This window comes from Paraburkholderia dipogonis (assembly GCF_046027395.1).
In the GTDB taxonomy this organism is placed as follows: domain Bacteria; phylum Pseudomonadota; class Gammaproteobacteria; order Burkholderiales; family Burkholderiaceae; genus Paraburkholderia; species Paraburkholderia dipogonis_A.
Window position 1 is genome coordinate 171,260 of sequence record NZ_JAQQEG010000018.1, and the last position, 15,255, is coordinate 186,514.

A 15,255-nucleotide genomic window follows, 5' to 3' on the forward strand; every position below is an offset into this window, starting at 1 on the left:
AAACCCCGGTTGATAAGCAGCCGTGCTTTAAAGTGGATGGTTCTTCATTAACGCAGCAGATAGGGAATCTCGACCCTGACCGCATCGGTCGGGCAATCTTTTTCGCAAGGCATGCAGTACCAGCATTCGTCGAACTTCATATAGGCCTTGCCCTTGCTCAGATCGATCGCGAGCAGATCGAGCGGGCAGACATCCACGCAGACGGTGCAGCCTTTGTCGGCAATGCACTTGTCCTCATCGATCGTGACGGGCGCGGCGCTGCGCTGGAAAATGTCGTGCGGTGTCGTCGGCATGGTGGCTCCTCAGGCGTCCGCGAGCGCGGGCTCGCCGATGCGCAGGTTCTGATAGGCGTGACTGTCGTGAGCGTCGAGCGGCACCACGTAGGGTTCGACGGCGCGTTTTTCGCTGCTCATGCGACCCGTTGCGTCCTTCCTCAGATGCGTGTGGCAAAACCATTCCGCGTCGTTGCGCTGCGGATAATCGACCCGATGGTGGTACAGCCCCCAGCGACTTTCCGTGCGATATAGCGACGCGTGCGCGGCCATTTCGGCGCAATCGCGAATCGCCCGCACTTCGGCGGCGCGCATCAGTTCGTGCGGGTTGTCGGCTTTGATCCGGCCGATGTCGTCGGCGATTTCGGCAAAACGTTGCTGGCCGATTTCCATCTTTCGCGTGACTTTGGGCGGCTGCAGATAGTCGTTCACCATGCGGCGCAGTTTGTATTCGACCTGCGCCGGCGCGAGCCCTGTGTCGCGTTCGAGCGGGGCGTAGATGCGCGAGCGCTCAGCCTCGACCTGCTCGTCGTCCAACGCGGCATGCTCGCGGCCCTCGACGTATTGCGCGGCGTTGCGACCCGCGAACCAGCCATAGGTAAACGCGCCGAGCATGTAATTGTGCGGCACGGCGGCCATGTCGCCGGCGGCATAGAGACCCGCAACCGTGGTTTCCGCGCGCTCGTTCACATACACGCCGGATGCGCTATGACCGCTGCAAAAGCCGATCTCGGAGATGTGCATCTCGATCATCTGCTCGCGATAGTCTGTGCCGCGTCCCGCATGAAAACGTCCGCGGCTCGGGCGCTCGTTCGTATGCAGGATCTGCTCGATGGTCTGAATGGTTTCTTCCGCGAGATGGTCGAGCTTCAGAAACACCGGGCCATTGCCGCTCTGCAGTTCCTGATAGAACTCCCACATCATCTGGCCGCTCCAGTAATCGCATTCGATGAAGCGTTCACCCTTGCCGTTCGCGGTAAAACCGCCGAGCGGTCCCGTCACGTACGCGCAGGCCGGGCCGTTGTAGTCCTTGATCAACGGATTGATCTGGAAGCACTCGAGATTCGCCAGCGCTGCGCCGGCGTGATAGGCCATCGCGTAGCCGTCGCCGGCGTTGGTCGGGTTCTCGTAGGTCCCCATCAGGTAGCCCGACGACGGCAAGCCGAGCCGGCCCGCCGCGCCGCAGCAGAGAATCACCGCCTTCGCACGCACGACGTAGAAATCGGCCGTGCGGCAATCGAAGCCCAGCACGCCGCAGGCGCGCCCTTGCGCATCCGTCAGCACGCGAGTGACCACGATCCGATTAGTGATCGCAATGCGCGCGCGTTTGAGCTGCCGGTACAGCACTTTCTTGATGTCGTGGCCTTCCGGCATCGGCAGCACATAGGAGCCCATGTGATGCACTTTCTTGACGGCGTAGTCGCCGGTGCCGTCTTTTTCGAACTTCACGCCCCAGCGATCGAGTTCCTCGATGGTCTTGAAGCTGTGCCGCGCGTAGGCGTAGACGGCCGACTGATCGACAATGCCGTCGTTCGCGATGGTGATTTCCCGCGTGTACTGCTCGGGTGTCGCGTGACCTGGGATGATGGCGTTGTTCAGGCCATCCATGCCCATCGAAATCGCGCCGCTGCGCTTGACGTTGGCCTTTTCCAGCAGCAATACCTTGAGGTTCGGATTCTGTTCCTTGGCCTTGACGGCAGCCATTGGACCAGCCGTGCCGCCACCTACGACGACCAGGTCGTATTCGATCACATGTGTATTCATTTCGTCTTCCTTGTACTCTTCTTCTCTTTCTGACGATCGATGCGAAAGCGGTACTGGAACGCATCGCCGCGGAAATAGAGGTATTCGTAGTCGATCGGCGTGCCGTCCGCACTATGCGTGAGACGTTCGATCCGCAACACCGGGCTGCCTTCCTCCACGTTCAATGCTTCGCCGATATCTTCGTCGGCGAGAATGGCGTCGATGGAAACGTCCGCATGGCCGAGCGGCACGGCGCAATCGTTCTCGAGAATCAGAAAGATGTCGCGCGTGACGAGGTCCGCGTTGGCGAGGCGTTTGCCCAGTGCTTCCGGCACCCACGTGATTTCCAGCGACACGGGTTCGCGATTGAGCAGGCGCACCCGATGGATTTCGGCCACTTTCGCGCCCTCGGGCAACTCAAGGCGCTGAGCGATCTGCGCGGTGGCCGGAATAAAACGGATGTGCTTGAGCTGGTTGACGATTTCATAGCCCATCGACGACATCGCTTCGGCAAAGCCTTGCAGCGCGCTGACGTTCTGGAAGGCTTTCGGCTTGGAAACGAAGGTGCCCTTGCCGTGCAGTTTGAAGACGAGGCCTTCCTTCTGCAGATCGCCAAGGGCTTGCCGCACCGTGATACGGCTAACATCGAACATCGCGCACAGATCGTTTTCGGACGGCATCTGCGAATGGGCCGCATACGTGCCGTTGAGAATGCGCGCCCGCAACTCCGTCTTGATCTGCTCGTAGAGCGGAGGAGCGGCAAGCGGCAGCACGTTGGCGGGGTCGGATTTCGTCATGGTTTTGCGGGGTTGCCTGTACTTGTTATAACAAGTTGAATCACAGTCTAGTGACGGAGTCGTACCGGGCGAACGAAGATTTTGTGCTTTGTATTTCTTCAGGGACGCATTGGGGATCGATGTCGGGGCGTATCCGCGCGGCACGGCGGCCGGGAGTGGGAATGACCCGCGAACCGGCTGCAAGCGGCCGCGGCGAAGCGCGATTAAACTGGCTCGACCTTGTTTGCGATGGAGATCGGCACATGTCACGTCAGCTTCGCCTCGGCGCTTTCATGCGCCCCACAACGATCCATACCGGCGCATGGCGCTATCCTGGTGCCTATCCGGACGCCAACTTCAATTTCGGGCATCTGAAGCGGTTTGCGCAGACGCTCGAACGCGGCCGCTTCGACGCGTTCTTCATGGCCGATCATCTCGCGGTGCTCAATATGCCGCTGGATGCACTCAAGCATAGCCACACGGTGACCTCGTTCGAACCGCTGACGCTGTTGCCCGCTCTGGCGGCGGTCACCGAAAGACTAGGGCTGGTCGCCACGGCGTCCACCACGTTCGACGCGCCTTATCACGTCGCCCGGCGTTTCGCCTCGCTCGACCACATCAGCGGCGGCCGCGCGGGATGGAATCTCGTGACGACGTCGAACCCGGACGCCGCGCTCAATTTCGGCCTCGACGAGCATGTCGAGCATGACGAGCGCTACCGGCGCGCCCGCGAGTTCTTCGATGTAGTCACCGGCCTCTGGGACAGTTGGGCCGACGACGCCTTTATCCGCGATACGGCAACCGGCACATTCTTCGATCCGCAAAAACTGCATGTGCTGAACTATAAGAGCGAGAACTTCTCCGTGCGCGGACCGTTGAATATCGCGCGCCCCGTTCAGGGCTGGCCCGTCATCGTGCAGGCGGGTTCGTCCGAAGCGGGACGGCAGATCGCGGCCGAAACCGCCGAGGTGGTGTTCACCGCGCAGAGCCGGCTCGAGGACGGAAAGCGCTTCTACGCCGATGTGAAAGGCCGCATGGAAAAGCTCGGCCGTTCACGGGATCATATGAAGATACTTCCGGCCGCCTTCGTGGTGGTCGGCGATACTTTGGACGAGGCGCGGGAAACGCGCGCGCGGCTCGACACGTTCGTTCACTACGAGAGCGGCCTTGCTTCATTGTCGATTGCATTGGGGCACGACGTGTCCGGCTTCGATCCCGACGGCCCGCTGCCCGACATCCCCGAGACCAATGCGAGCCGTACCTCGCGGCAAAGGGTGGTCGACTGGGCGCAGCGCGACGGGCTGACGATTCGTCAACTGGCGCAGCGGATCGGCGGCTACTCGGGACTGGAGATGGTCGGTACGGCTGCGATGATCGCGGATCAGATGGAGCAGTGGTTGGTGGAGGAGGGCTCGGACGGGTTCAACGTGATGTTCTCCCACCTTCCCGCCGGTCTCGATGACTTCGTCGATAAAGTCATTCCCGAGTTGCAGAAACGGGGACTGTTCCGGCGCGAATATGAAGGCGTGACGCTGCGCGAGAATCTAGGTTTGCCGCGGCCTGAAAACCGTTTCTTTCCTGCTTGATGTGAGCCGCATCCCATCGATGCGGTTGTTCCAGAGGCGCGATATGACATTCGCCGCTTAGCACCTGAAAATTGCTTCGTTTGTTCCGTTCGGAAGCGTTGATAGAGTGAGTGGTTCACGCACAAGAGCAACGTCGATGGACGTCTTGCGCGGACCATCAAGAACAACAGGAAACCACCGCTATGAATTTCAGAGTGCTTGGGGCAGTGATTGCCGGAAGTCTGCTCATCATGTCTACCGCCGCGCATGCGGATCGCCTTGACGACATCAAGAAAGCGGGCGTGCTGCGCGTTGCCGCGTTCGACAGCAATCCGCCGTTTGGCTTCGTCGATCCGAAGAGCAATCAGATCGTCGGGCTCGACATCGACTATGCGCGTGCGCTCGCGACCCGGCTCGGCGTCAAGCTCGATATCCAGCCGACCAATCCGGCCAACCGCATCGCTTTCCTGAAGTCGGGCAAGGTGGATCTGGTGTTCGCCAACTTCACGATTACCGACGATCGCAAGAAGGAGGTGGATTTCAGCACGCCCTATTTTGCGTCGGGCACGCAATTCATCGCGAAGAAGGGCACGCTCAGCTCGCCACAACAGTTGAACGGTTTGCGTATCGGCGCGGATAAAGGCACGACCAACGAACAGCAGGTACGGGCGCAATTCCCGGGCGCCACGATCGTCGCTTACGACGACACGCCGTTCGCATTCGCCGCGCTGCGCACGGGCAACGTGCAGGCGATCACGCAGGACGGGCCGAAGCTCGTCGCGTTGCTGGCGAAAGTGCCGGACAAGGCGAACTACGAGATCCCGCCGTTCACGATCTCCAACGACTACGAAGGCGTAGGTGTGCCGAAGGGCGAGACGCGACTGCTCGATGTCGTCAACGAGACGTTGAAGGATCTCGAAGCCAAAGGCACGGCCGGCAAGATCTACGACACGTGGTTCGGCCCGACAAGTGCCGCGCCGCTGCCGCGTTTGTTCAAGATCGGCGACCCGCAAAAGAGCTGACGTACGTCGCTTTGCAACTGCCTGAATACGGCCCGGTCATGACTCGAAAAGAGCGGCCGGGCCGTCTTGCTGATAGAGGACCGCGGTTTTTCGAATGCATTTCATGAATCTCTGGCTGGAGCCCCGCTATCTCGGCTGGCTCGCACACGGCTTTGTCATCACCCTGATCTTGTCGGCGTGCGTAAGCGTATGCGCCACGTTGCTGGGTTTCGGACTGGCGATGGCTCAAATCTCCCAACATCGCACGCTCGCTACTGCGGCACGGCTCTACGTGCTCGTGTTTCGCAATTCGCCGCTGCTGGTGCAGTTGCTTTTCTGGTACTTCGGCGCGGCGACGCTGTTGCCCCAGCCGTGGATGACGTGGCTGAACGCGCCACATCTGTTGAGCGTCGGACCTCTTGTTCTGCGCTGGCCGAGCTTCGAACTATTCGCCGGCTGGCTCGGCTTGACCTGTTACAGCACTGCCTTCATCGCCGAAGAGTTTCGCGCCGGCATCCGCGGCGTGGGCGCCGCGCAATACCAGGCGGGCGCCGCATTGGGCATGACGCGTTATGCCACCTTGCGTCATGTGATTTTGCCGCAAGCGGTGCGTATCGCCACGCCACCGCTCGCGGGGCAATACATGAATGTCGTGAAGAACTCATCTCTGACGATGGCGATCGGCGTGGCCGAGCTGTCGTATATGTCGCGTCAGGTCGACACGGAGAGCTTCCGGACTTTTCAGGCCTTCGGCACGGCAACCGTGCTGTACGTCGTCACCATCGCGTTGATCGAAACGGCTTTGGTGATCTGGCAACGCACGGGTGTACGTGCTTTGCAAAGGGGACGCGCATGAGTGCGCTCGAATGGCTGCCGACGTTGCGCTATCTGCTGCTCGGTGCGTTCCCCAATGGACCGCTGGGCGGCGCGGCGTTGACTGTCGTGCTGTCGGTCGTGTCGGCGTTGCTATCCGCTGCGGTAGGTCTGGCGGGCGGCGTGGCGCTCTCGATGACCCGCGGCGCCGCGCATCTACTCCTGCTGGGAATCGTCGCGTTTTTCAGGGCGATTCCGGTGCTGATGCTGATTTTCTGGACGTTCTTCCTGATGCCGATTCTGCTGCATATCAACGTGCCGGGTCTGGCGGCGGTGGTGTGCGCGCTGTCGCTGATCGGTGGCGCGTACCTGTCGCATTCGGTGCATGCGGGCATCGTTTCGATTGGCGCGGGCCAGCAGAACGCGGCGCTGTCGCTCGGGCTCACGCGCTGGCAGGCGCTGCGCTATGTGGTGTTGCCGCAGGCGGTTCGTGTCATGATGCCGTCGTTCGTCAATCAGTGGGTGTCGCTCGTGAAGGACACCTCGCTCGCGTATATCGTCGGGGTGCCGGAATTCACCTTTCTCGCCAATCAGGTCAATAGCCGCCTGATGATTTACCCCGCGCAGATTTTCGTATTCGTCGGGATCGTGTATCTGGTTTTGTGCTCCGCGTTGCAATGGGTTGCTTCTCGCGCGCTGTTGCGCGCGCCGACAGTACGCGCCATTGGCACCGACGCGGAAACCGGGACCGGCACGGTGCGCAGCAAAGAACGCGGCGTGGCGATGCCCTAACGCGCTGGGTTTGCGCATCGACCGGCGCGCGGCCCGTTGGGGTGACCTGCGCCGATCCGAGACTTTCAGTGCGGCCCGACAGTCCCGTTCAATCCGTCCAGCAACTGCGCGCGCAGTTCCGCCAACGACAGGTCGCGCCGATCGCGCGGCCTCGCTGTATCGATGGCGACGTCGCGCACGACACGCCCAGCGCCGCTGCCATGGGGCGACGCGAGCAACAGCACGCGGTCGGATAGATAGAGCGCTTCGTCGAGGTCGTGCGTGACGAGTAGGGCTGCTGTGCCGTGTGAACGCGTGAGCGCAAGCAACAGGTCTTGCAGACGCATGCGGGTCATCGCATCGACGGCGCTGAACGGTTCGTCCAGCAACAACAGGTCGGGTCTGGAGAAGAACCCGCGCACCAGTGCGACGCGCTGCGCCATGCCGCCGGATAGCTGCTTGGGCAGCGCCTCTCGCACGTCGGCGAGACCGACTTCACCGAGCAGCTCGGCGACGCGCGGATCGCTGCCACGCCGTGGGCCTGCTGCGAATGCGACGTTGTCGGCAACCGAAAGCCAGGGCAGAAGACGCGGCTCCTGAAAGATCAGGCCCAGCCGTGCCGACGGACCGTGTTGCGGAACGCCGTCGAGCCGTATCTCGCCGTCGAAATCCCGGTCGAGACCCGCGATCGCGCGCAACAACGTGCTCTTTCCACAGCCGCTCGGTCCGACAAGGCTGACGATCTCGCCGCGCCCGATTTCGAAGCGCACGCGCTCGAGCACCGCGCGGCCGTCGTATTGTTTGCTGACGGCGCGAACGTCGAGAAGAGGGCGGGAAAGGGAAACTGTCGACATAGGGGAGTGCTACACGACTCTTCGAGAGGGATGGCGTTCGGCAGCGGAGTCGCGCCACGACAGCGTATGCGTTTCGATCGATTTGAGAACGCTGTCGCTCAACTTGCCGAGCAACGCGAGCAACAGGATCGCGCCGAACACAATGTCGGGACGTCCCGTTTCGCGTCCGTCGCTAAGCAGATAGCCAAGGCCGCGAGTCGCGGCAATCAGTTCGGCGGCCACCATGAACATCCACGCAAGACTGAGTCCCGTGCGCAGACCGGTAAAGATTTGCGGCAGCGATGCGGGCAACAGAATGCGGGTGAACAGCGCCCGCTGATCGAGCCGATTGACCTCGCCGAGTTCGATCAGCTTCCGATCGACATCGCGAATCCCCGCGACGACGCTCAATTGCACCGGAAAAAACGCACCAATTGCGATCAGCGTGATTTTCGGCGCTTCGTCGATGCCCATCCACAGCAGCAGGATCGGCACCCACGCAAGCGACGGAATCGCGCGCAACGCCTGACAGGCCGGATCGAGTAGCGCATCGACGCGCCGGCTCAACCCCATCGCCGCGCCGATCAACAGCGCGAGAGCCGAGCCGATCCCGAAGCCCGCGAACACGCGCAGGCAGCTCGCGCCGATATGCCGGCCGAGCCGCGCGCCGCCCATGTCCCACAGCGTTTGCGCAATCGAGCGGGGTGCGGGCACGAGATGCGCGGGCAATACCGATAGACGGACCAGCCCTTCGACAAGCAGCAAAAAAACCAGCGGCAGCGCAAGTCCCGCCACGCGCCAGGCCTTCAGCGGATCGCGTCGTGGCGGCGCTTCGCGATGCCGTCGAGCGGTTGATGCGGAGTCGTCGAGCGACAGTGAATCGTCGGTAGACATGGCGGTGGGCGGCCTTACTTGCCGGCGTCGGCCGCGATGATGGGCTGCGCGGGCTTTGCGTCGATCAACGCGTCGATGATCTGGTTCAGGTTCGTGTCCGGCTTGACCAGTTGCTCCTGCGTGAGGATCGGTGCGGCCGCCTTGAGCGCGGCGAGCTGTTTCGCGCCCGGTTGCGGCTGGCTGAAGTCGTTGCGGCTCAACTGCAGTTTCGCCACCGGCAGCGACACCTTCGATTCCTCGGCGACGATTTTCGCGGTCTCTTCAGGATGAACCGCGATCCACAAGCGCGCCTTTTCATAAACCTTCAGGACGTGCGCCAGCGTATCGGGATGCGCGCTGATGAAATCTTCGCGCGCGTCGAGCAAGCCCCACGTATTGAAGTCGACGTTGCGATAGAGGAGGCGCGCGCCGTCGTCGATCTGCGCGGCGGCCATGTGCGGATCGAGACCGGCCCACGCATCCACCTGGGCGTTGGCGAGCGCGACACGTCCATCGGGATGTTGCAGATTCACGATCTCGACGTCGTCGCGCGACAGTCCGGCGGTGTGCAGCGCGCGCAGCGTGAATAGAAAAGGATCGGTGCCTTTGGTGGCGGCGATCTTTTTGCCCTTCAGATCAGCGAGTGTCCGGATCGGCGAATCCTTGCGGACGACGAGCGCGGTCCATTCGGGGCGCGAGAAAACATAGACGGCGCGAATCGGATTGCCGTTAGCCTTGCCAAGCACGGCGGCCAGGCCGGCCGTCGAGCCGATGTCGATCGCGCCGCTATTCAGGTATTCGAGCGCACGGTTGCTGCCGAGACTCAACACCCATTTCACTTGCGTGTGATCCGCTGCCAGTTCCTGTTCAAGCCAGCCGTTGCGCTTGATGACAAGACTTTCCGGCGAATAATACGCGTAATCGAGCTTCAGTTCGGCTGGCGGAGCGGCGTGTGCCACGCCTGGCGCGAGGCTCGTCAGCGCGGAAACGGCAACCGCTGTGGCCAGGAGAAGGCGGCGGACAACAACCTGCGCGCGCCGCGGTACGTGTAAGAACGATAGCGGTACTGCGCCCCGAAAGAATGGCATGGCTGGTCCTTTGCGTTGTTCCGTCATGACCTTTGAATGTACCCAACGCGCGGCTGCAAACGAACGAATAAAAGCTCACAACCAAAGCACATCGCGCGCTATGGCTGCGGTGACGCCGTGACGACAGCGCGTCGCGCTGCTGCAACGCTTGCGTCGAGAGAGCGAAGAAGACCGCAACGAGCACGGGCCGGCCCGCGATGAAGCGGATGCCGGCCCGGGCTGGCTGCGTTTAACCGCGCGATATGTGACCGCGCGATCTCTCGCGGCAGACAGTCCTCAGAAATCGAGCCCCGGCCCACCCGCGCCCGGACCGCCGGGCTGGCCCGCTGCCGGTGCATCCTTCGGTGCCTCGTGCACGGTGGCGTCCGTGGTCAGCAGCAGACCCGCGACCGATGCCGCGTTTTGCAGCGCCGTGCGCGTGACCTTGGTCGGATCGAGCACGCCTGATTCCACCAGATCGCCGTATTCGCCGGTCTGCGCGTTGTAACCGAAATTGCCCGCGCCTTCAGCGACCTTTGCGACCACCACGCTGGCTTCTTCGCCGGCGTTCGTCACGATCTGACGCAGCGGCTCTTCGAGCGCGCGCAGCACGATCTTGATGCCCGCGTCCTGGTCGGCGTTCACGCCCTTGAGTCCGCTGATGGCCTGCTTCACGCGAATCAGCGCGACGCCGCCGCCCGGCACGATGCCTTCCTCGACAGCGGCGCGCGTCGCATGCAGCGCGTCGTCGACACGGTCTTTCTTTTCCTTGACCTCGATCTCGGTTGCGCCGCCGACCTTGATGACCGCCACGCCGCCCGCCAGTTTCGCGACCCGTTCCTGTAGTTTTTCGCGGTCGTAGTCGGAGGTCGATTCCTCGATCTGGGCGCGGATCTGTTTCACGCGCGCTTCGATGTTCTTGCTGTCGCCCGCGCCGTCGATGACGGTAGTGTTCTCCTTGCCGACCTCGATCCGCTTGGCTTGACCGAGTTCCGCAAGCGTCGCTTTCTCGAGCGACAATCCCGTTTCTTCGGCAATCACCTGGCCGCCGGTCAGAATCGCGATGTCTTCGAGCAACGCTTTGCGGCGGTCGCCGAAGCCCGGCGCCTTGACCGCGACGGTCTTCAGAATGCCGCGAATGTTGTTCACGACGAGCGTGGCGAGCGCTTCGCCTTCCACGTCTTCCGCGATGATCAGAAGCGGGCGGCCGGCTTTGGCAACCTGTTCCAGAACCGGCAGCAGATCACGGATATTCGACACCTTCTTGTCGTGCAGCAGCACGAACGGGTTGTCGAGCACGGCCACCTGCTTATCCTGGTCGTTGATGAAATACGGTGACAGGTAGCCACGATCGAATTGCAGACCTTCGACGACATCGAGTTCATCGTCGAGGGATTTGCCGTCTTCCACAGTGATCACGCCTTCCTTGCCGACGCGGTCGATCGCTTCGGCAATACGCTGGCCGATCGATTCTTCGCCGTTGGCCGAAATGGTCGCGACCTGGGCGATTTCCTTGCTGGTCGTGGTCGGCTTGCTGATCTTCTTCAGCTCATCGATTGCGGCGATCACGGCCTTGTCGATGCCGCGCTTCAGGTCCAGCGGATTGAGACCGGCCGCTACATACTTCTGTCCTTCGCGCACGATGGCTTGCGCGAGCACGGTCGCGGTGGTGGTGCCGTCGCCGGCGGCGTCGCTGGTGCGCGAAGCGACTTCCTTCACGAGCTGCGCGCCGATGTTCTGCACGCGGTTCGGCAATTCGATTTCCTTCGCGACCGAGACGCCGTCCTTGGTGACCACAGGCGAGCCGAAGCTGCGCTCCAGCACGACGTTGCGGCCTTTCGGACCCAGTGTGACCTTGACCGCGTTGGCGAGAATGTTGACGCCTTCGACCAGTTTCGAGCGGGCGACGTCGCTGAAAATAATTTCTTTTGCTGCCATGGATTGACGCTCCGTTCGTTATTGAGTGACGACTGCGACAACATCTTCCTCGCGCAGCACGAGCAGTTCGTTGCCGTCGACTTTGACCGACTGTCCGGCATATTTGCCGAACAGCACGCGTTCGCCGACTTTCAGATCAGGCTCGATGCGTTTGCCGTCGCTATCGCGCTTGCCCGGACCGATGGCGATCACTTCGCCCTGATCGGGTTTCTCGGCGGCGCTCTCGGGAATCACGATCCCCGAAGCGGTTTTGGTTTCCTGGTCGAGACGCTTGACGATCAAGCGGTCATGCAAGGGGCGTAGGCTCATGGTTCGATTTCCGCGGTTGAATTCTGGCACTCGTCGCTGGTGAGTGCTGACCGGAATCGAGTATAGAAAGATGCCGCGCGACGCTCCAATAAGCGATTCATCGAAGGTTATGAGCGTTAGGCATTTGGCTCGTGCAACGCATGCAGCGGGGCGAGGCCGGCTTGCGCGGCGCGCCGACCGTCGCGATGCCGCCGCCGAACGAACCGTGTCCGCCCGCTTTATCCGCTACGGACGAGGCCGAACTCGACCCGCACGACGCGCTGTTCGCGCATCTGACCGGTCTGTGTTCGGGCGCGTTGATCATTGTCGGCACGACTGCGGTGGTGTGCGCCGTGGCTCGCTGCTTGTGACGGCGCCGTGGTTCGCGTGATTCATCGCCGCTATACGGAAATCCGGCGTTGAACGCCCGTTGCCGCTCGGGCAACCTGTAGCTTCACTCATCGAGGGAATGACGATCATGCTCATCAAGCAATATGAACACCGCTTGCCGGCGGACTACGCTATGTCGCAGATTCGTACGCGCGGCCAAACTCGCGGGCCGCTTTGGGATCACGCAGAAGGGCTCGCGTTCAAGGCTTTCGCGCTGCGTGAGCGCGGCCAGCATGGGGCGCCGCACAACGCCTATACATCGATTTATCTATGGTTCGACGAAGCTGAAGCGACCAGGTTCGTCACCGGCGCGCGCTTCGAGGCGGTGATCGAATCGTTCGGCCGTCCGCCAATTCAGACCTGGTTGCCGCTTGCGGTGCATGCGGGCCGCGCCGCGCCCGCGTTGTCGATTTATCGTGAAGAGGTGGTGGTCGGGGAGGGCGTCGATCTCGGCGAGTTGAGCGCCGCCGAAACTGAGCGCAACGCGCGGATTGCCACGCGCGAGGATGTCGTCGTGTCGCTCGTGGGTCTCGACACGTTGAACTGGAAGCTCGCGCGTTTTACGCTGAGTTCGGCGCCGGCGCGCGAGATCGAGGGTGTTGCCGGTTATGAAATCGCCTATCTGGCCGCGCCGGGGCTGGCGCGACTTCAGGCGTGTCGCGCTTAGGCGGCTTTCAACACCACTTTCGTCCAGCCCTCATCGCGTGCGTCGAAATGCTCATAGCCTTCCGGCGCTTTTTCGAGCGGCAGCTCGTGTGAAATGATCGTGGACGGTTTGGCTTTTCCCGCCGCGATCAGTTCGCATAGTTTGCGGTTGTACGCCTTCACATTGGCCTGGCCCGTGGCGATGTGTTGCCCCTTCATCCACATCTGGCCAAAGTCGAACGCGAGTTGCCCCTTCTTCGCGAGCTCATCTTTCGCGCCCGGATCCTGAGCGACGAACACGCCGACCACGCCGATGCCTCCCGTCGGGCGCACGGCCTTCACCAGGTTGTTCATGGTCAGATTCGGCACCTCGTGGCCCTTGCAACTGCATTGATAGCCGACGCATTCGCAGCCGCGGTCCGCGCCTTCGCCACCGGTCATTTCCAGCACCCGCTCGGCGGAATTGCCGTCGCTGTCGTCGATCGGAATCGCGCCGAGCTTCTCAGCGAGCTTGAGCCGGTCGGGATGCGAATCCACCACCATGACCTTGCTGGCACCTTTGATCGAGGCAGATAGCGCGGCCATCAAACCGACCGGTCCGGCGCCGTAGATCACGACGCTATCGCCCGGTTCGACCCCGGCGAGCACCGTCGCGTGATAACCGGTGGGAAAGATGTCGGAAAGCATGACGTAATCATTTTCCTTTTCCTGCGCATCGGGCGGCAGAACGAGGCAATTGAAGTCACCGAACGGTACGCGTAAGTATTCCGCCTGTCCGCCGCTGTACGGACCCATCCCCGCGAAACCGTAGGCGGCGCCGGCCATGCCGGGATTGGCGGTGAGGCAGAAACCAGTCAGGCCACGCTCGCAGTTCTTGCAAAATCCGCAGCCGATATTGAACGGCATGCAGACCCGGTCGCCGACTTTGATCCTCTCTACCCCATTGCCCACTTCGACGACGACGCCCAGATTCTCATGCCCGAGAATGCGGCCGGTTTCCATGTCGGTGCGGCCTTCATACATATGCAGGTCCGAGCCGCAGATGTTCGTGGTGGTGATCTTCACGAGCACATCGGTAGGCTTTTCGATTTTTGCATCGGGCATGTCCTTGACCGTGACTTTGCGCGGCCCTTCATAAACTAGCGCTTTCATTCGAGCTCCTGGGATCAGTGTTCACAACTTGCCGCGGAATGCGGCGCATACGCGCTTATATTGAGCAGCACACATGCCTGACGACGGCTTGATAAATCGATGCGCGGCGACGCGCGCGGGCCCGAACGTTGCTGCGTCTACGCAAGCCGCCGCGTGCTTTTAGCACGCCGCGCATGTCCATCCGCGCTTTGGAGATCGTCATGACCGACACGCAACGTCCCACGCCACCTTTTCCAAACCAGCAGCAGGACCAGACGCCCGGGCAAACCGCGCCCATGAAGCCGCAACCTGATCACGGCGAGAAGTCGTATAAGGGCTCGGGGCGTCTCGCCGGCAAGGCCGCCATCATTACCGGCGGCGACAGCGGAATCGGCCGTGCAGTCGCCATTGCGTTCGCGCGCGAGGGCGCGGACGTGTTGATTTCCTACCTCAACGAAGACGACGATGCGCGCGAAACCGCTCGCTGGGTGGAAGAGGCCGGCCGCAAGGCGTTATTGCTGCGGGGTGACATCACGAACCCAGCGCATTGCAAGGAGATCGTCGAGAGAGCAGTCGAGGCGTTCGGGCGGCTCGACGTGCTGGTCAACAACGCGGCCTATCAGATGAGCTATCCGTCGCTCGAAGACATCAGCGACGAAGAGTGGGACAAAACCTTCGATACCAACATCGGCGCGATGTTCAGGATCACGCGGGCGGCGGTGAAGTATATGAAGCCCGGGGCGTCGATCGTGAATACGTCATCGATCAATGCGGATCATCCGAATCCGGGGTTGATCGCCTACGCGACCACCAAAGGCGCGATTCAGAATTTCACAGGTGGACTCGCGCAATTGCTGGCGGAGAAAGGCATACGGGCGAACTGCGTTGCGCCTGGGCCGATCTGGACACCGTTGATTCCGTCGACCATGCCGCCCGAGAAAGTCGAGAAATTCGGTGAGCAGGTGCCGATGAAACGTCCGGGACAGCCGGCCGAACTGGCTGCCGCCTATGTGATGCTGGCCTCCGACGAAGCTAGCTATATCTCGGGCGCGACGATCGCGGTGACGGGCGGGGCGCCGATTATCTGAGTCGGTGAAGCCGTGGGGCCCGGGCCGCCCCGCGCCCCCCCCCCCGGCGGGGGGCCCCCCG

The 15,255-nt window shown here is 62.0% G+C and carries 16 protein-coding genes; 7 read left to right on the forward strand and 9 right to left on the reverse strand.

The window, feature by feature from the left end:
- Positions 1-47: 47 nt before the first annotated feature.
- The 3 genes from PQR32_RS19975 to PQR32_RS19985 are packed head-to-tail and all read right to left on the reverse strand — an operon-like array spanning position 48 to position 2,812.
- Entirely contained in the window at positions 48-293 is a 246-nt protein-coding gene (locus tag PQR32_RS19975; protein ID WP_134463961.1) for a 4Fe-4S dicluster domain-containing protein, read from the reverse strand.
- A gap of 9 nt (positions 294-302) precedes the next feature.
- A complete protein-coding gene (locus PQR32_RS19980; RefSeq protein WP_408230549.1) occupies positions 303-2,036 on the reverse strand; it encodes a fumarate reductase/succinate dehydrogenase flavoprotein subunit in 1,734 nt (577 codons plus the stop codon).
- Positions 2,033-2,812 carry a GntR family transcriptional regulator gene (locus PQR32_RS19985; RefSeq protein WP_408230552.1) on the reverse strand — a complete coding sequence of 260 codons (780 nt, stop codon included), beginning with the start codon at positions 2,810-2,812 and terminating at the stop codon, positions 2,033-2,035. The genes PQR32_RS19980 and PQR32_RS19985 overlap by 4 nt, the downstream gene beginning before the upstream one ends.
- 242 nt (positions 2,813-3,054) lie before the next feature.
- On the opposite strand from PQR32_RS19985, the gene PQR32_RS19990 reads away from it, so the two are divergent.
- The 4 genes from PQR32_RS19990 (at position 3,055) to PQR32_RS20005 (ending at position 6,962) form a co-directional block, all read left to right on the forward strand.
- Complete coding sequence (locus PQR32_RS19990) at positions 3,055-4,377, forward strand: LLM class flavin-dependent oxidoreductase (protein WP_408230555.1); 1,323 nt, start codon at positions 3,055-3,057, stop codon at positions 4,375-4,377.
- A gap of 182 nt (positions 4,378-4,559) precedes the next feature.
- On the forward strand, positions 4,560-5,378 hold the full coding sequence (locus tag PQR32_RS19995) for an ABC transporter substrate-binding protein (RefSeq protein WP_408230558.1): 819 nt from the start codon (positions 4,560-4,562) through the stop codon (positions 5,376-5,378).
- A 94-nt stretch (positions 5,379-5,472) separates the two neighbouring features.
- A complete protein-coding gene (locus tag PQR32_RS20000; protein ID WP_408230561.1) occupies positions 5,473-6,213 on the forward strand; it encodes an amino acid ABC transporter permease in 741 nt (246 codons plus the stop codon).
- On the forward strand, positions 6,210-6,962 hold the full coding sequence (locus tag PQR32_RS20005) for an amino acid ABC transporter permease (RefSeq protein ID WP_408230564.1): 753 nt from the start codon (positions 6,210-6,212) through the stop codon (positions 6,960-6,962). The genes PQR32_RS20000 and PQR32_RS20005 overlap by 4 nt, the downstream gene beginning before the upstream one ends.
- Before the next feature lie 65 nt (positions 6,963-7,027).
- Here PQR32_RS20005 and PQR32_RS20010 read toward each other — a convergent pair whose 3' ends face one another.
- The 5 genes from PQR32_RS20010 to PQR32_RS20030 all read right to left on the reverse strand — a co-directional run bounded on the left by PQR32_RS20010 (position 7,028) and on the right by PQR32_RS20030 (position 11,961).
- Complete coding sequence (locus PQR32_RS20010; RefSeq protein WP_408230567.1) at positions 7,028-7,795, reverse strand: ABC transporter ATP-binding protein; 768 nt, start codon at positions 7,793-7,795, stop codon at positions 7,028-7,030.
- 9 nt (positions 7,796-7,804) lie between these two features.
- On the reverse strand, positions 7,805-8,668 hold the full coding sequence (locus tag PQR32_RS20015) for an ABC transporter permease (protein ID WP_408230570.1): 864 nt from the start codon (positions 8,666-8,668) through the stop codon (positions 7,805-7,807).
- Positions 8,669-8,682: 14 nt separating this feature from the next.
- Entirely contained in the window at positions 8,683-9,735 is a 1,053-nt protein-coding gene (locus PQR32_RS20020) for an aliphatic sulfonate ABC transporter substrate-binding protein (RefSeq protein ID WP_408230573.1), read from the reverse strand.
- A gap of 276 nt (positions 9,736-10,011) precedes the next feature.
- Positions 10,012-11,652, reverse strand: a complete 1,641-nt coding sequence (gene groL / locus PQR32_RS20025) for a chaperonin GroEL (protein WP_408230576.1) — start codon at positions 11,650-11,652, stop codon at positions 10,012-10,014.
- Between the two features lie 18 nt (positions 11,653-11,670).
- Positions 11,671-11,961, reverse strand: coding sequence for a co-chaperone GroES (locus PQR32_RS20030; protein WP_007177123.1), 291 nt, complete (start codon positions 11,959-11,961; stop codon positions 11,671-11,673).
- A 131-nt stretch (positions 11,962-12,092) separates the two neighbouring features.
- Here PQR32_RS20030 and PQR32_RS20035 point away from each other — a divergent pair, with 131 nt between their 5' ends.
- Positions 12,093-12,311 carry a hypothetical protein gene (locus tag PQR32_RS20035; protein WP_408230580.1) on the forward strand — a complete coding sequence of 73 codons (219 nt, stop codon included), beginning with the start codon at positions 12,093-12,095 and terminating at the stop codon, positions 12,309-12,311.
- Positions 12,312-12,418: 107 nt separating this feature from the next.
- Positions 12,419-12,997 (forward strand): DUF4865 family protein, encoded by a 579-nt coding sequence (locus PQR32_RS20040; RefSeq protein ID WP_408230583.1) that lies wholly within the window; start codon positions 12,419-12,421, stop codon positions 12,995-12,997.
- Here PQR32_RS20040 and PQR32_RS20045 read toward each other — a convergent pair.
- Positions 12,994-14,127 (reverse strand): glutathione-independent formaldehyde dehydrogenase, encoded by a 1,134-nt coding sequence (locus PQR32_RS20045; protein ID WP_408230586.1) that lies wholly within the window; start codon positions 14,125-14,127, stop codon positions 12,994-12,996. The genes PQR32_RS20040 and PQR32_RS20045 overlap by 4 nt on opposite strands.
- 200 nt (positions 14,128-14,327) lie before the next feature.
- Between PQR32_RS20045 and PQR32_RS20050 the strand changes: the two genes are divergently transcribed.
- Positions 14,328-15,194, forward strand: coding sequence for an SDR family oxidoreductase (locus PQR32_RS20050; protein WP_408230589.1), 867 nt, complete (start codon positions 14,328-14,330; stop codon positions 15,192-15,194).
- Positions 15,195-15,255: the final 61 nt, after the last annotated feature.

Excerpts from the sequence above, each read along its gene's own strand:
- PQR32_RS20005 (WP_408230564.1), top strand. The coding sequence starts at position 6,210 with ATGAGTGCGCTCGAATGGCTGCCGACGTTGCGCTATCTGCTGCTCGGT.
- PQR32_RS20050 (WP_408230589.1), top strand. The coding sequence starts at position 14,328 with ATGACCGACACGCAACGTCCCACGCCACCTTTTCCAAACCAGCAGCAG.
- PQR32_RS19975 (WP_134463961.1), bottom strand. The coding sequence starts at position 293 with ATGCCGACGACACCGCACGACATTTTCCAGCGCAGCGCCGCGCCCGTC.
- PQR32_RS20015 (WP_408230570.1), bottom strand. The coding sequence starts at position 8,668 with ATGTCTACCGACGATTCACTGTCGCTCGACGACTCCGCATCAACCGCT.
- PQR32_RS20045 (WP_408230586.1), bottom strand. The coding sequence starts at position 14,127 with ATGAAAGCGCTAGTTTATGAAGGGCCGCGCAAAGTCACGGTCAAGGAC.
- PQR32_RS19985 (WP_408230552.1), bottom strand. The coding sequence starts at position 2,812 with ATGACGAAATCCGACCCCGCCAACGTGCTGCCGCTTGCCGCTCCTCCG.
- PQR32_RS20020 (WP_408230573.1), bottom strand. The coding sequence starts at position 9,735 with ATGCCATTCTTTCGGGGCGCAGTACCGCTATCGTTCTTACACGTACCG.
- groL (WP_408230576.1), bottom strand. The coding sequence starts at position 11,652 with ATGGCAGCAAAAGAAATTATTTTCAGCGACGTCGCCCGCTCGAAACTG.
- PQR32_RS20040 (WP_408230583.1), top strand. The coding sequence starts at position 12,419 with ATGCTCATCAAGCAATATGAACACCGCTTGCCGGCGGACTACGCTATG.
- PQR32_RS19980 (WP_408230549.1), bottom strand. The coding sequence starts at position 2,036 with ATGAATACACATGTGATCGAATACGACCTGGTCGTCGTAGGTGGCGGC.
- PQR32_RS19995 (WP_408230558.1), top strand. The coding sequence starts at position 4,560 with ATGAATTTCAGAGTGCTTGGGGCAGTGATTGCCGGAAGTCTGCTCATC.
- PQR32_RS20030 (WP_007177123.1), bottom strand. The coding sequence starts at position 11,961 with ATGAGCCTACGCCCCTTGCATGACCGCTTGATCGTCAAGCGTCTCGAC.
- PQR32_RS20000 (WP_408230561.1), top strand. The coding sequence starts at position 5,473 with ATGCATTTCATGAATCTCTGGCTGGAGCCCCGCTATCTCGGCTGGCTC.
- PQR32_RS20010 (WP_408230567.1), bottom strand. The coding sequence starts at position 7,795 with ATGTCGACAGTTTCCCTTTCCCGCCCTCTTCTCGACGTTCGCGCCGTC.
- PQR32_RS19990 (WP_408230555.1), top strand. The coding sequence starts at position 3,055 with ATGTCACGTCAGCTTCGCCTCGGCGCTTTCATGCGCCCCACAACGATC.